A 14,414-nucleotide genomic window follows, 5' to 3' on the forward strand; every position below is an offset into this window, starting at 1 on the left:
ACCCAGCCCCGGCTCGGACGTCCCTACTCGGACGCGGACTCCTCGGCCGGGGCCGCCCGCCCCTTCACCTCGCCAGGGAGTCCGGGGCGCGGACACCCGGCCCCGGCGGCCCGTACACACGTACTCGGGCCGCCCGCCCGGCCCTTCGCCCCCGTCAGGAGGACAGGTACCGCTCGACCGTCTCCACCTTCTTGGTCAGGCCGTCCGTGACGCCCGGCCTGATGTCGGCCTTGAGGACCAGGGAGACCCGGCCGGAGCGGGCCTCGACGGCGGCGACGGCGCGCTTGACGACGTCCATCACTTCGTCCCACTCGCCCTCGATGGACGTGAACATCGCGTCCGTGCGGTTCGGCAGGCCGGATTCGCGGACCACGCGGACCGCTTCGGCCACGTACTCGCCGACGTCCTCACCGACGCCGAGCGGGGAGACGGAGAAGGCGACGATCATGCGTTGACCACGCCTTCCTTGCGGGCGCGGGCGGCGATGAGGCTGGCCTCGGCCTCGCGGCGGAGCATCCGCTCGGCGAAGAAGCCGCCGGTCGGCAGGACGGAGAGGACGAAGTAGAGGGCCGCGGTCTTCACCGGCCACTTGGTGCGGTTCCAGGCGTCGGCCCAGAAGAGCACGTAGAGGACGAAGAGCACGCCGTGGATCATGCCCATGGCCGGCACGGCGTTGAAGTCGGTCGTCCGCTTGAGCACCGAGCAGACGATGAGCAGCAGGAACGAGATGGCCTCCGGGGCGGAGACCAGGCGGAGCCGGCGCAGGGCGGAGGCGGTCTTGATGTCCACGGATACCTCTTTGTCGACAGTGGGGGCTCTTGTGAACGTGATCACAAGAGAAAGCCATTATCGCCCCCGAGCGCGCGATCCCCGCGCGCGGGGCGGCGACGGCGGGAGAAGCGCAGGCAGGAGGGCAGGCGGGAGGGCGTGCCGCAGCACCGCCGGGGGCCGGAGCGACCGGCGGCGCGGCGCGGCGCCGCTGGACGCCGGCGTGACCGGCGCCGCCCCGCGCACCGGTGACGGCCGGGCCCGCGCCGGATAGCGTCGGGGCGTGGCTCAGTTTCGGCTCCAGGGGAGCAAGATGCTCGCCGTCGACATGACGGGCGACGCGGTCAAGGCCAAGAACGGCGCGATGGTCGCGTACGACGGCGAGATGACGTTCAAGAAGCGCACGGGCGGCGGCGAGGGCCTGCGGGGCATGGTCACCCGCCGCCTCACGGGGGAACAGATGGAAGTCATGGAGGTGAAGGGCCGCGGCACCTGCTATTTCGCGGACCGGGCGAGCGAGATCAACCTGGTGAGCCTGCACGGCGAGAAGCTGTACGTCGAGGCGAGCAATTTGCTCTGCACGGACTCGGCGCTGCGCACCGGCACGACCTTCACCGGGCTGCGCGGCGCGTCCCAGGGCAACGGGCTGTTCACCACCAGCGTGGAGGGCACCGGGCAGGCCGCGATCGTCTCGGACGGCACGGCGATCGTGCTGCGCGTGACCCCGCAGACACCGCTCCAGGTCGACCCCGGCGCGTACATAGCGCACACCGGAAATCTGAAGCAGCACTTCCAGTCGGGGGTGAACTTCCGCACGTTCATCGGGGAGGGCTCGGGCGAGGCGTTCCAGATCCGCTTCGAGGGCGACGGGCTGGTGTACGTGCAGCCGAGCGAGCGGAACACGATCGGGGGTGACGTGTAGTGCCGTTCCAGATGCTCAACTCGCGGATGGTGGAGGGCCAGGTCCTCCCCGGGCAGCGGATGTTCAGCCAGCGCGGCGCGATGCTCGCCTACCGGGGCGATGTCTCCTTCACGCCCAGCATCACGGGCGGCCAGGGCGGCGTGCTGTCGATGATCGGGCGGCGGGTGGCCAACGAGGCGACGCCGCTGATGATCGTGGAGGGCAGCGGCACGGTGATGTTCGGCCACGGCGGGCACCATGTGCACGTCATCGAGATGGCGGGCGACACCCTCTACGTGGAGTCCGACCGGCTGCTGGCCTTCGACGGGACGCTCGACCAGGGCACGATGTTCATGGGGTCGCAGGGCGGCGTGATGGGGATGGTGCGCGGCCAGGTCTCCGGGCAGGGCCTGTTCACGACGACGCTCAAGGGGCACGGCGCCGCGGCCGTGCTGGCGCACGGCGGCTTCGTGGAGCTGCCGATCGCGCCGGGCCGGCCCGTCCATGTGGACCCGCAGGCGTATGTGGCGCACCGCGGTGACGTGCGCAACAAGCTGTCCACGGCGATCGGCTGGCGCGAGATGGTGGGCCGCGGCTCGGGCGAGGCGTTCCAGCTGGAGCTGTCGGGCAGCGGCACCGTGTACGTACAGGCGTCGGAGGAAAAACTGTGACCGGTCCCGAGATCTATGACGCGCAGACGCTGCCGGTCGACGACAACGTCAACTCGTATGCCTTCAGCGTGGATCTGGACGGCCAGTGGTTCCTGCAGAAGGGGAAGATGGTCGCCTATTACGGGCAGATCGACTTCCACGGCATCGGCCTGGGCCGCCTCGACAGCCTCATAGCGCACAGTTTCCACTCGCCTCTGCACGCCTCGGACTGGGTGGTGGCGGAGGGCCGGGGCAAGATGGTGCTCGCGGACCGGGCCTTCGACGTCAACTCGTACGACCTCGAAGACGGCAATCTCACCGTACGCTCCGGCAATCTCTTGGCTTTTCAACCGTCCCTTTCGCTGAAGCAGTCGATCATCCCGGGGTTTCTGACGCTGATCGGCACGGGCAAGTTCGTCGCCGCGTCGAACGGGCCGGTGGTCTTCGTGGAGCCGCCGGTCCGGGTCGATCCGCAGGCGCTGGTCGGCTGGGCCGACTGCCCTTCCCCCTGCCACCATTACGACCATCAGTACCTGCGCGGCGTACTGGGCGGGGTGCGGGCGTGGACGGGGTTCGGCGGCACGTCGGGCGAGGAGCATCAATTCGAGTTCGTGGGCAGCGGCACGGTGCTGTTGCAGTCCACGGAGGAGCTGATGCCCGAGCTGGCGACGGGCGCGGTGCCGCAGCAGGAAGGCGTTCCGAATGCAACCGGTGCAAACCAGCCATCCCAACCGGGCGGCTCCGGCCAGCCGGGGTCCCTCCAGCGCCGTTTCGGGCTGTGAGCGGTACTCTGCAGAGGGTGACGTCGAACGCGTGACCATATAGCCCCCATGACGCCGCCCAGCCCTGCCCGACTCCGACCGGTACGCCCCCGAACGACCACGAACCGGCACCGGACGGCATGGCCCAGCACCGACTCGCATGGCCGATAATGATTCATATTTCAACTTCCTTAGGTAGAATCCATCCATGGACACCGAGAACGGCACCCGCTGGCTCAGCGACGAGGAACAGCGCGCCTGGCGTGCCCACCTGGACGTCAGCCGACTTCTGAGTCACCAGCTCGAACGGGACCTGCAACCCTTCGGGCTCACCAACAACGACTACGAGATCCTGGTCAATCTCTCGGAGTCCGAGGACCACCGGATGCGGATGAGCGATCTCGCCACCGTCACCCTCCAGTCCAAGAGCCGCCTCTCCCACCAGATCACCCGGATGGAGAACGCCGGTCTGGTCCGCCGGGAGAACTGCGAGTCGGACCGCCGCGGCCTCTACGCGGTCCTGACCGAGCAGGGCTGGGAGACGATGCGCAAGGTCGCGCCGCACCACGTCGCCTCCGTGCGCAAGCACTTCATCGACCTGCTCACGAACGACGACCTCAAGGCGCTGTACGGCTCCCTCGCCCCCGTCGCCAAGCACCTGCGCACCACGCGCGGCCGGGCGTAGCGGGGCTGCCGGGCCGGGGCGCCGTCACCCCGGCGATCCGGCCCGTTCCAGCCGCAGTTCGAAGCACGCGCCACCGCGGGGCGACTCGCACACCGTGAGCGTCCCGCCGTGCCGCGCGGCCACGTCCCGGGCGATGGCCAGCCCCAGCCCGGCCCCGCCGTCGTCCCGGCTGCGCGCGTCGTCGAGCCGTACGAACCGCTCGAAGATCCGCTCCCGTTCCGCCGCCGGCACCCCGGCCCCGTCGTCGGCCACGGCCAGCACCAGCCACCGCCCCTCGGCCCGCACCGAGAGCACGGCCTCCGACTCCGCGTGCCGGCACGCGTTGTCGACCAGATTGCCCAGCACGCGCCCCAACTGCCCGCGCGAGCCCAGCACCTCACCGGGCGTCAGCTCCCCCGCCCGTACGGCGACGCCCCGCCCCGAGGCGGCCCGCCGCGACGCCTCCTCGCGCACCAGCCCCGCCAGGTCCACCCGCCCGTCCGCGGGCCGCTCCCCCGCGTCCAGCCGGGCCAGCAGCAGCAGATCCGCCGCCAGGTTCTGGAGCCGCACGGTGTCCTCCACCGCGCCCTCCGCGTCCAGCAGCTCCGGATGGGCCACGCCCACCTCCAACTGCGTGCGCAGGCTGGCGATCGGGCTCCGCAGCTCGTGCGAGGCGTCGGCGACGAACCGCCGCTGCCGCTCCACCGACGCCTGGAGGGCCGTTAGCGTCTCGTTGGTCGTACGGGCCAGCCGCGCCACCTCGTCCCGCGCCTGCGGCTCCGGCACCCGCCGCCCCAGGTCCTCGCTGGCCGTGATGGCGGCCATCTCCCGCCGGATGCCCTCCACGGGCCGCAGGGAGCGCCGCGTCACCAGCCACGTCACGCCCGCCACGACGACGAGCAGCAGGGGCAGCCCGATGAGCATCGCGCCGCGCACCGTGGCGACCGCGTCCTGCTCGGCGGCGAGCGGCGCGCCCACATAGACCGTGACCTTCTCGCCCGCGGGGGTACGGGCCTCCACGGCGGCGAAACGGTAGTCGCCCGTCTCCCCGTCGACCTTGGCCGTGCCGCTGCTCATGTCGACGTCGTCGGAGACCTTGGCGCGGCCGGGCCCGCGCCCGCCGCCCTCGCCGCCCTCGTCGTCATCGCTGTCGTCGTCATCGTTGTCGCCGTCGCCGCCGCTACCGCCGTCCCCGCTCGTCGGCGAAGGGCGGGCCTTCACGCTCTCGCTGCCCGTGCCGCTCACCGCCTCCAGATGGTCGCTGACGGCCCGTACCCGCTTGTCGTCGTCCACGACCTGCATCGGATGGTGGTCCTCCGACTCCAGCTTCTTGAACGGCTCGCCCGTCGCGACCTGCGAGGCCACGCCCCGCGCGTCGGCCTCCGCCTGGAGGTCGGCCTGGTCGGTCAGGTTGCCGCGCAGCACCGCCAGCACCGCGATCCCGGCCGCCACCAGGGCCAGCGCCACCACCAGCGTCGCGCCCAGCGCGGCCTTCGCCCGTACGGAGCCGAACGCCCTACGCACGCGCCACCAGCCGGTATCCGGCGCCGCGCACCGTGGTGATGGACTCGGAGCCGAGCTTGCGGCGCAGCGCGCTGATGTAGACCTCGACGATGTTGGGGTCCCCGTCGTAGGCGAAGTCCCAGACGTGCTCCAGGATCTCCGCCTTGGAGACGACCTCCCCGGCCCGTACCGCCAACTGCTCCAGGACGGCGAACTCCTTGGCGGTCAGCGCCGCCTCCACGCCGTCCCGCCACACCTTGCGCGCGGCCCGGTCGACGCTCAGGCCGCCGATCCGGAGCACGGGCGCGGCGCCGGTGCCGCGGCGGCGCAGCAGGGCCCGTACCCGGGCCACCAGCACCACGTACGAGAAGGGCTTGGTCAGGTAGTCGTCGGCGCCGGTGTCGAGCCCCTCGGCCTCGTCGTACTCGCCGTCCTTCGCCGTGAGCATCAGGATCGGCACCTCGCTGCCCTCGGCGCGCAGCGTGGCGCAGATGCGGTAGCCGTTCATGCCGGGCAGCATGATGTCGAGAATCAGCAGGTCGTACGAGCCCTCGCGGGCCCGGTACAGCCCCTCCGGCCCGTCGTGGACGGCGTCCACGGCGAACCCCTCGGCAGTGAGCCCCTTGGCCAGCGAGAGCGCCAGCCGCTTCTCGTCCTCCACGATCAACAAGCGCATGGGGACGACTCTGCCAAAGGGCGCCTGAAGAAATCTTCAGGCGGCTTCAGGTCGGCTTCAGGGACGTGTGGCCAGTGTGGGGGTTGTCGAGAACGACTGATCGGGAGGAAACCTCATGAGGCGCAACATCGTCATCGCCACCGTGGCCGCGGCCGCCGTGATCGCCGGCGGCACCGCGACGGCCGTCGCCGTCACCGGCGGCGACGGACCGGCCCAGCACACGTCGCAGAGCCGGCCGGCCTCGGACGGCGGACAGTCGTCGCAGGACGAGCACTCCTCGGACGGGTCCACGGGGCACACGTCGAGCGTCCACGTGAAGGACGACGACGCGCACGAGGACCTCATCGAGGCCAGGGCCGCCAAGATCACCGCCCCGGAGGCGGTGGCCGCGGCCCTCAAGGCCGTACCGGGCACCGTCACGGAGATCGACCTCGACGAGGACGACCCGGGCCTGGTCTGGGAGGCGGACGTGCTCGGCAAGGACGGCAAGTTCCACGACGTCACCCTCGACGCCGGGAACGGCCGGGTCCTCGGCCAGCACACCGAGCGCAAGGACAACGGCTACCACGGCGTGTCCCACGCCCGTGAGGAGCTGAAGGGCGCCACGGTCGACGCCGCCGAGGCGGCCCGCAAGGGCGCGCGCGACGGGGCGACGGTGACGAAGGCGGACCTCGACGACGACCACCGCGCCGCGTCGGTGTGGAAGGTGGAGACCGTCACCAAGGACGGCAAGGAGCACAACCTGATCGTCGACCCGCGGACGGGCGCCGTGAGCAACGGCCCGGCCGATGACGACCACTCCGATGACTCCGACTACTCCGATGACTCCGACGACGACTGAGCGCTCCGCCGGAGGTCCGGTGCGCCGCCCGCGGGCCCGCCGCGGTCCCCGTGCCCCTCGCGGGACGCCGCGGCGCACCGGACATCCGCGAGTCCGCTCGGCGGGACCCCGGTGACCGGTCTGTAAGCCCCGTCAGTCCCGTCAGCCGGACTCGGTGATGCCCGCGACCAGTTCGTCGGCCGCCGTGTACGGGTCGAGCGTCCCCGTGACGATGCGCTCGGCCAGCGCGCCCAGCCGCCGGTCCCCCCGCAGGTCCCCGATCCTCTCCCGCAGCGCGGTGACGGCGATCGTCTCGACCTCGCGGGCGGCGCGCCGGGCGCGCCGCTCCGCGAGGGCCCCGTGCTCCTCCATCCACGCGCGGTGCTTCTCCAGCGCCTCGACGACCTCGTCGGTGCCCTCGCCGCGCGCGGCCACCGTCTTGACGATGGGCGGCCGCCAGTCGCCGGGGGCGCGGGACTCGCCCAGGCCCAGCATGTGGTTGAGCTCGCGGGCGGTGGCGTCGGCGCCGTCGCGGTCGGCCTTGTTGACCACGTAGACGTCGCCGATCTCCAGGATTCCGGCCTTGGCGGCCTGGATGCCGTCGCCCATGCCGGGGGCCAGCAGCACCACGGAGGTGTCGGCCTGCGCGGCGATCTCCACCTCGGACTGGCCGACGCCGACGGTCTCGACGAGCACCACGTCGCAGCCGGCCGCGTCCAGCACCCGGATCGCCTGCGGCGCGGCCCAGGCCAGCCCGCCGAGGTGGCCGCGGGTGGCCATCGAGCGGATGTACACGCCGGGGTCGGAGGCGTGCTCCGACATCCGCACCCGGTCGCCGAGGAGCGCGCCGCCGGAGAACGGCGAGGACGGGTCGACGGCGAGCACGCCCACCCGCCTGCCCGCCCGGCGGTAGGCGCTGACCAGTGCGGACGTCGAGGTGGACTTGCCGACGCCGGGCGGTCCGGTCAGCCCCACGACGTACGCGCCGCCGGTCAGCGGGGCCAGTGCGGCCATCACCTCGCGGAGCTGCGGGGACGCCCCCTCCACCAGTGAGATCAGCCGGGCCACGGCGCGCGGCCGGCCCTGGCGGGCCTGCTCGACCAGGGTGGGGACGTCCGCCATCACTGCTCCGTTCTCCGGTGCTCGCTAGTTTCCGCTGGTCACTTACCCGGTACGCGCACGATGAGCGCGTCGCCCTGACCGCCGCCGCCGCACAGCGCCGCGGCGCCCACCCCGCCGCCGCGCCGCTTCAGCTCCAGCGCCAGGTGGAGTACGAGCCGGGCCCCGGACATCCCGATGGGGTGACCGAGGGCGATGGCCCCGCCGTTGACGTTCACCTTTTCCGAGGAGATTCCGAGGTCGTTCATTGACTGCACGGCGACGGCGGCGAACGCCTCGTTGATCTCGACGAGGTCGAGGTCGGCGACGTCCAGCCCCTCCTTGCCGAGGGCGTGCTCGATCGCGTTGGAGGGCTGCGACTGGAGGGAGTTGTCGGGGCCGGCGACGTTGCCGTGCGCGCCGATCTCCGCGATCCACTCCAGGCCCAGCTCGTCGGCCTTGGCCCTGCTCATCACGACGACGGCCGCCGCGCCGTCGGAGATCTGCGAGGCGGTGCCCGCGGTGATCGTGCCGTCCTTCGCGAAGGCGGGGCGCAGCTTGCCGAGCGATTCGACGGTGGTCTCGCCGCGGATGCCCTCGTCCTTGGCGAAGATGACCGGTTCGCCCTTGCGCTGCGGGATCTCGACGGGCGTGATCTCCGCCTCGAAGAGGCCGTTCTTCTGGGCCGCCGCGGCCCGCTGGTGCGAGCGGGCGCCGATCTCGTCCTGCTCGGCCCGGCCGATGCCGAGGCGGGTGTTGTGCTTCTCCGTGGACTCGCCCATCGCGATGCCTTCGTAGGCGTCGGTCAGGCCGTCGAGCGCCATGGAGTCGAGCATCTCCACGGCGCCGTACTTGTAGCCCTCACGGGACTTCGGGAGCAGGTGCGGGGCGTTGGTCATCGACTCCTGGCCGCCGGCCACGACGATGTCGAACTCGCCCGCGCGGATCAGCTGGTCGGCGAGGGCGATGGAGTCGAGTCCGGAGAGGCAGACCTTGTTGACGGTGAGCGCGGGCACGCTCAGCGGGATGCCGGCCGCGACGGCCGCCTGCCGGGCGGGGATCTGCCCGGCGCCCGCCTGGAGCACCTGCCCCATGATCACGTACTGCACCTGGTCGCCGCCGATGCCGGCCCGGTCGAGGGCGGCCTTGATCGCGATGCCGCCGAGGTCGGCTCCGGAGAAGGACCGCAGGGAGCCGAGCAGGCGGCCCATGGGTGTGCGGGCGCCCGCGACGATCACAGAGGTGGTGCCGGTCGTACCAGTCATGGTGCGGCCCCTTAGCGCTGAGGGATGTTAACGAGGGTTCCCGTCAATGTACTGAGCGGTACCCGCCCGGTCACCGGGCAGCGGGTGTGATCGCGCGCACGTTGCGTAACCATGCGTGCGAGCGGTGCACTGGAGGCATGCTGACGCGAATCGACCACATCGGGATCGCCTGCTCCGACCTCGACGCGACCGTCGAGTTCTACCGTGCCACGTACGGCTTCGAGGTGTTCCACACCGAGGTCAACGAGGAACAGGGCGTGCGCGAGGCCATGCTGAAAATCAATGGGACGTCCGACGGCGGCGCCTCCTACCTCCAGCTCCTGGAACCGATCCGCGAGGACAGCGCGGTCGGCAAGTGGCTCGCCAAGAACGGCGAGGGCGTGCATCACATCGCCTTCGGCACCGAGGACGTGGACGCGGACGCGGATGCCGTGCGCGAGAAGGGCGTACGGGTCCTCTACGACGAGCCGCGGCGGGGCTCGATGGGCTCCCGCATCACCTTCCTCCACCCCAAGGACTGCCACGGAGTCCTCACCGAACTCGTCACCGCGGCGACGGAGCACTGACCTCTGCCATCCCCGGCCGGTAGAGTGCAGGTTCGGCCGGGGTACGGGATCTGGGGCTCGGCCCAAGCTTTGCCGATGATCTGACACCATTTCCTCGGAAGGGCCGGCTCCGCGTTCGATCCAGCACGCAGGACGGAGCAGGCCGCCAACGCGACCAGGGGACGGATGGACCGCGCAGTGCGGGGCGACGACCGCTACGAGCCTGAAGACCACCTCTCGAAGTTCGAAGCCGAGATGAAGCGGCTGCGAACCGAGCGGGAGAAGGCCGTTCAGCACGCCGACGACCTCGGCTATCAGGTCGAGGTGTTGCGCGCCAAGCTGCACGAGGCGCGCCGCAGCCTCGCGGCACGCCCTGCCTACGACAGCGGCGACCTCGGCTACCAGGCCGATCAGCTGCTCCGCAACGCGCAGATCCAGGCCGATCAGCTGCGTACGGACGCCGAGCGCGAGGTGCGCGAGGCGCGTGCGCAGACGCAGCGGCTGCTCCAGGAGCACGCCGAGCGGCAGGCCCGGCTCGAATCCGAGCTGCACGCCGAGGCCGTGGCCCGCCGCCAGCGGCTCGACGAGGAGCTGGCGGAGCGCCGTCGCACCGTCGAGTCGCATGTGAACGAGAACGTGGCCTGGGCCGAGCAGTTGCGCGCCCGCACCGAGGGCCAGGCCCGCCGGCTGCTGGACGAGTCGCGGGCCGAGGCCGAGCAGGCGGTCGCCACCGCCCACGCGGAGGCGCAGCGGCTGACCGAGCGCGCCCGGGAGCGGCTCAACTCCGCCGCCGAGGACGCCCGTGCCGAGGCCGAGGCCATACTGCGGCGGGCCCGTGCGGACGCCGAGCGGCTGCTGACCGCCGCCTCCACGCAGGCGCAGGAGGCCACCGACCACGCCGAGCAGCTGCGCACCGGCGCCGCCGGCGAGTCCGAGCAGGCCCGCCGGCAGTCCGCGGAGCTGACGCGGGACGCCGAGACGCGCATGCAGGAGGCCGAGACGGCGCTGCGCGAGGCGCGGGCCGAGTCGGAGAAGCTGGTCACGGAGGCGAAGGAGGCCGCGGCCAAGCGGCTGGCCGGCGCCGAGTCGGAGAACGAGCAGCGCACCCGCACCGCCAAGGCGGAGATCGCCCGGCTGGTCGGCGAGGCCACCAAGGAGGCCGAGGCGCTGCGGGCCGAGGCCGAGCAGGAGCGGGACGACGCCCGGGCGAAGGCGGAGCGGCTGGTCGCCGAGGCCGCCGAGAACGCCCGCAGCGCCGCCGCCGAGGACTCCGCGGCGCAGCTCGCGAAGGCCGCGCGGCAGGCCGAGGAGGTGCTGACCAAGGCGTCCGAGGACGCGCAGGCCACCACCAAGTCCGCCGCGGCCGAGGCGGAGCGCATCCGCCGGGAGGCCGAGGCGGAGTCCGATCGGCTGCGCGAGCAGGCCGCCGAGTCCGCGGAGCAGCTCAAGGGCGCGGCGAAGGACGACACGAAGGAGTACCGCGCCAAGACCGTCGAGCTCCAGGAGGAGGCCCGGCGGCTGCGCGGGGAGGCCGAGCAGCTGCGCGCGGAGGCCGTCGCCGAGGGCGAGCGGCTGCGCACCGAGGCCCGGCGCGAGGCGGTCCAGCAGATCGAGGAGGCGGCCAGTACCGCCGAGGAGCTGCTGACGAAGGCCAAGTCCGACGCGGAGGAGACCCGCGGCGGCGCGAACGCCGAGAGCGAGCGGGTACGGACCGAGGCGGCCGAGCGCGCGGCGGCGCTGCGCAAGCAGGCCGAGGACAGCGTCGAGAAGGCCCGTACGGAGGCCGAGGAGACGCGTACCGAGGCCGAGAGCCAGGCCGAACTGACGCGCACCGAGGCCGAGGAGACGGCCCGCCAGTTGCGCGAGGAGGCCGAGCGGGGCGCCGAGGCGCTGCGCGAGGAGGCCGAGGCGGAGCTGACGCGGCTGCGCGAGGAGGCCGCGACGCGGGTCGAGGCGGCGGAGTCCGCGCTGGACGAGGCCCGTGCCGAGGCGAAGCGGCTGCGCCGGGAGGCGTCGGAGGAGACGGAGCGGCTGCGCACGGAGTCCGCGGACCGGCTGCGCACGCTCCAGCAGCAGGCGGAGACCGAGGCGGAGCGGGTACGCGCCGAGGCGGTCGAGGAGGCGGCGGGCGCCCGTTCCGAGGGCGAGGCCGCGGCCGTACGGCTGCGGGAGCGGGCGACCGCCGAGGCGGAGCGGCTGCGCGCGGAGGCCAAGGAGGCCGCCGACCGGGTGCGCGCCGAGGCGAACGCCGCGGCCGAGCGCACGGAGGCGGAGGCCGCCGAGGCGCTGACGGCGGCTCAGGAGGAGGCGGCGCGCCGCCGCCGGGAGGCCGAGGAACTGCTCGGCGACGCCCGCTCCGAGGCCCAGGCCGAGCGCGAACAGGCCCACGAGCAGAGCGAGGAGCTGCTCGCCTCGGCCCGTAAGCGGGTCACGGAGGCGCAGGAGGAGGCGCAGCGGCTGTCGGCGGAGGCCGAGCAGCGGGCGAGCGAGCTGGTCGCCGCCGCGGAGCAGACCGCCCAGCAGGTGCGGGACGCCGTCGCGGGCCTGCACGAGCAGGCCGAGGAGGAGATCACCGGGCTGCGTTCGGCCGCCGAGCACAGTGCGGAGCGCACCCGCACGGAGGCGCAGGAGGAGGCGGACCGGGTCCGCTCCGACGCGTACGCCGAGCGGGAGCGGGCGGCCGAGGACGCCGCGCGGGTCCGCCAGGAGGCGAAGGAGGCCGCCGAGGCCGCCAAGGCCGCGGCGGAGCAGACGGTCGCGGAGGCCACGGCCGAGGCCGAGCGGCTGGCCGCCGAGGCGAACTCGGTGCTGGACGAGGCCCGGGAGGCGGCGAACACCCGCCGCTCGGAGGCCGCGGAGCAGGCCGACGAGCTGATGGCGATGGCGACGGAGGAGGCCGAGCAGCAGCGCGCGGCGGCCGCCGAGACCGTCGAGCAGGCCCGTACGGAGGCGGAGCGGCTGCTGGACGAGGCGCGCGAGGCCGGCGACGCCCGGCGTACGGAGGCGGCCGGGCAGGCCGAGGCGCTGGTCGCGGAGGCGACGGCGGAGGCGGAGCGGCTGCGCGCCGAGGCCGCGACGACGCTCGGCGAGGCCCGCGAGGCCGCGGAGGAGCACCGCGCGCAAGCCACCGCGTACGCCGATCAGTTGGTCGAGGACGCCACGGCGGAGGCCGAGCGGCTGCGCGCCGAGGCCACGACGACGCTCGACGAGGCGCGCGAGGCCGCCGAGACGCATCGGACGGAAGCCGCCGCGCACGCGGAGAAGTTGGTCGCGGACGCCACGGCGCGGGCCGAGCGGATGGTGTCGGACGCCTCCGCCAAGGCCCAGCAGCTGCGTACGGACGCCTCGGACGCGCTGGCCTCCTCGGAGCAGGACGCGAACCGGACCCGCGCCGAGGCCCGCGACGACGCGAACAAGATGCGCGCCGACGCCGCCCAGCAGGCGGAGAAGGTACGTGCGGAGGGCCGCGCCGAAGCCGAGCGCATCATCAACGAGGCCACGGAGCTGACCTCTTCGGCGCAGGAGGACGCGGACCGCGTCCTCGACGAGGCGCGGGAGGCGGCGAACGCCCGCCGCTCGGAGGCCGCGGAGCAGGCCGACCGGCTGATGTCGGAGGCGCTGACCGAGGCCGAGGTGCTGGTGACCGACGCCACGGCGAAGTCGGAGAAGCTGGGCGCGGACGCGGCCGAGGCGCTGGAGAGCGCGCAGAGCGAGGCGGCCCGCACGCTCGACGAGGCCCGCGAGGCGGCGGGCGTGCGCCGGAGCGAGGCGGCCGAGCAGGCCGACGCGCTGATCGCCGAGGCGACGAAGGAAGCGGACCGGCTGCGCGCCGAGGCCGCCGAGACCGTCACCTCCGCGCAGGAGCACGCGACCCGTACCCGCGCCGAGTCCGAGCAGGTCAAGGCGGACGCCGAGGCGGAGGCGGAGCGGTTGCGCGCCGAGGCGCGGGCGCAGGCGCAGGAGGCCCTGGACGAGGCGCGCCAGGAGGCGTCCAAGCGCCGCAACGACGCGGCCCAGCAGGCGGACCAGCTGGTCGCCAAGGCCCAGGAAGAGGCCGTGCGGGCGGCGACGGCCGCCGAGGAGCAGGCCGACACGATGGTCGGCGCGGCCCGCAAGGAGGCCGAGCGGATCGTCGCGGAGGCCACCGGCGAGGGCAACGCGCGGGTCGAGCAGGCCCGTACGGACGCGGACACGCTGCTGGCCGAGGCGCGCGGGGACGCGACGGCCATAAGGGACCGGGCGGAGGAGCTGCGGACCCGGATCGAGGGCGAGGTCGAGGAGCTGCACGACCGGGCCCGGCGCGAGGCGTCCGAGGCGATGCAGTCGGCGGGCGAGCGCTGCGACAAGCTGGTGGCGGCCGCGACGGAACAGCTCGCGGAGGCCAAGGAGAAGGCGGAGAAGCTGGTCTCGGACGCCGGCAGCGAGGCGAGCAAGGTCCGTATCGCCGCGGTGCGCAAGGCGGAGGGGCTGCTCAAGGAGGCCGAGCAGAAGAAGGCCGATTCGATCCGGGAGGCGGAGCGCATGCGCTCCGAGGCCACCGCGGAGGCCCAGCGGATCGTCGACGAGGGCAAACAGGAACTGGAGGTGCTGGTACGTCGCCGCAAGGACATCAATACAGAGATTTCCCGCGTCCAGGACGTGTTGGAGGCGTTGGAGTCATTCGAGTCGCCCACCGCCGCCGGGGGTAAGGACAGCGGCGGGGTCAAGGCGGCGGCCGGAGCCGGTTCCACCCGTACGAGTGGCAAGCAATCCGATAACTAGCC

General features: G+C 73.0%; 13 protein-coding genes. 7 read left to right on the forward strand and 6 right to left on the reverse strand.

Going from position 1 to position 14,414, the window contains the following annotated elements:
• Positions 1 to 154: 154 nt before the first annotated feature.
• Together AB0I22_RS22620 and AB0I22_RS22625 are read right to left on the reverse strand one after the other, a co-directional pair.
• A complete protein-coding gene (locus AB0I22_RS22620) occupies positions 155 to 448 on the reverse strand; it encodes an MTH1187 family thiamine-binding protein (RefSeq protein ID WP_363132657.1) in 294 nt (97 codons plus the stop codon).
• Positions 445 to 789, reverse strand: coding sequence for a DUF3817 domain-containing protein (locus AB0I22_RS22625; protein WP_363132658.1), 345 nt, complete (start codon positions 787 to 789; stop codon positions 445 to 447). The genes AB0I22_RS22620 and AB0I22_RS22625 overlap by 4 nt, the downstream gene beginning before the upstream one ends.
• Before the next feature lie 262 nt (positions 790 to 1,051).
• On the opposite strand from AB0I22_RS22625, the gene AB0I22_RS22630 reads away from it, so the two are divergent.
• From AB0I22_RS22630 to AB0I22_RS22645, 4 genes are all read left to right on the forward strand, one after another.
• Entirely contained in the window at positions 1,052 to 1,690 is a 639-nt protein-coding gene (locus AB0I22_RS22630) for an AIM24 family protein (protein WP_363132659.1), read from the forward strand.
• Complete coding sequence (locus tag AB0I22_RS22635; RefSeq protein WP_363132660.1) at positions 1,690 to 2,340, forward strand: AIM24 family protein; 651 nt, start codon at positions 1,690 to 1,692, stop codon at positions 2,338 to 2,340. Before AB0I22_RS22630 ends, AB0I22_RS22635 begins: the two co-directional genes overlap by 1 nt.
• Positions 2,337 to 3,101, forward strand: coding sequence for an AIM24 family protein (locus AB0I22_RS22640; protein WP_363132661.1), 765 nt, complete (start codon positions 2,337 to 2,339; stop codon positions 3,099 to 3,101). Before AB0I22_RS22635 ends, AB0I22_RS22640 begins: the two co-directional genes overlap by 4 nt.
• A gap of 187 nt (positions 3,102 to 3,288) precedes the next feature.
• Entirely contained in the window at positions 3,289 to 3,765 is a 477-nt protein-coding gene (locus AB0I22_RS22645; protein WP_363132662.1) for a MarR family transcriptional regulator, read from the forward strand.
• A 24-nt stretch (positions 3,766 to 3,789) separates the two neighbouring features.
• Here AB0I22_RS22645 and AB0I22_RS22650 read toward each other — a convergent pair whose 3' ends face one another.
• Together AB0I22_RS22650 and AB0I22_RS22655 are read right to left on the reverse strand one after the other, a co-directional pair.
• A complete protein-coding gene (locus AB0I22_RS22650; protein ID WP_363132663.1) occupies positions 3,790 to 5,268 on the reverse strand; it encodes a HAMP domain-containing sensor histidine kinase in 1,479 nt (492 codons plus the stop codon).
• Positions 5,261 to 5,923 (reverse strand): response regulator transcription factor, encoded by a 663-nt coding sequence (locus AB0I22_RS22655; RefSeq protein ID WP_363132664.1) that lies wholly within the window; start codon positions 5,921 to 5,923, stop codon positions 5,261 to 5,263. The genes AB0I22_RS22650 and AB0I22_RS22655 overlap by 8 nt, the downstream gene beginning before the upstream one ends.
• A gap of 115 nt (positions 5,924 to 6,038) precedes the next feature.
• On the opposite strand from AB0I22_RS22655, the gene AB0I22_RS22660 reads away from it, so the two are divergent.
• Positions 6,039 to 6,764, forward strand: coding sequence for a PepSY domain-containing protein (locus tag AB0I22_RS22660; protein WP_363132665.1), 726 nt, complete (start codon positions 6,039 to 6,041; stop codon positions 6,762 to 6,764).
• 141 nt (positions 6,765 to 6,905) lie between these two features.
• Here AB0I22_RS22660 and meaB read toward each other — a convergent pair whose 3' ends face one another.
• Both meaB and AB0I22_RS22670 read right to left on the reverse strand, forming a co-directional pair.
• Positions 6,906 to 7,865, reverse strand: coding sequence for a methylmalonyl Co-A mutase-associated GTPase MeaB (meaB, locus tag AB0I22_RS22665; RefSeq protein WP_363132666.1), 960 nt, complete (start codon positions 7,863 to 7,865; stop codon positions 6,906 to 6,908).
• A gap of 38 nt (positions 7,866 to 7,903) precedes the next feature.
• Positions 7,904 to 9,106, reverse strand: coding sequence for an acetyl-CoA C-acetyltransferase (locus tag AB0I22_RS22670; protein WP_363132667.1), 1,203 nt, complete (start codon positions 9,104 to 9,106; stop codon positions 7,904 to 7,906).
• 137 nt (positions 9,107 to 9,243) lie between these two features.
• Between AB0I22_RS22670 and mce the strand changes: the two genes are divergently transcribed.
• Together mce and scy are read left to right on the forward strand one after the other, a co-directional pair.
• Positions 9,244 to 9,672, forward strand: a complete 429-nt coding sequence (gene mce, locus AB0I22_RS22675; RefSeq protein ID WP_363132668.1) for a methylmalonyl-CoA epimerase — start codon at positions 9,244 to 9,246, stop codon at positions 9,670 to 9,672.
• 165 nt (positions 9,673 to 9,837) lie between these two features.
• The gene (gene scy, locus AB0I22_RS22680) at positions 9,838 to 14,412 is read left to right on the forward strand and encodes a polarized growth protein Scy (protein ID WP_363132669.1); all 4,575 of its coding nucleotides are present in this window, start codon (positions 9,838 to 9,840) and stop codon (positions 14,410 to 14,412) included.
• Positions 14,413 to 14,414 lie beyond the last annotated feature (2 nt).

Origin of the sequence: Streptomyces sp. NPDC050610, from assembly GCF_040654875.1 — a bacterium.
Lineage (GTDB): Bacteria > Actinomycetota > Actinomycetes > Streptomycetales > Streptomycetaceae > Streptomyces.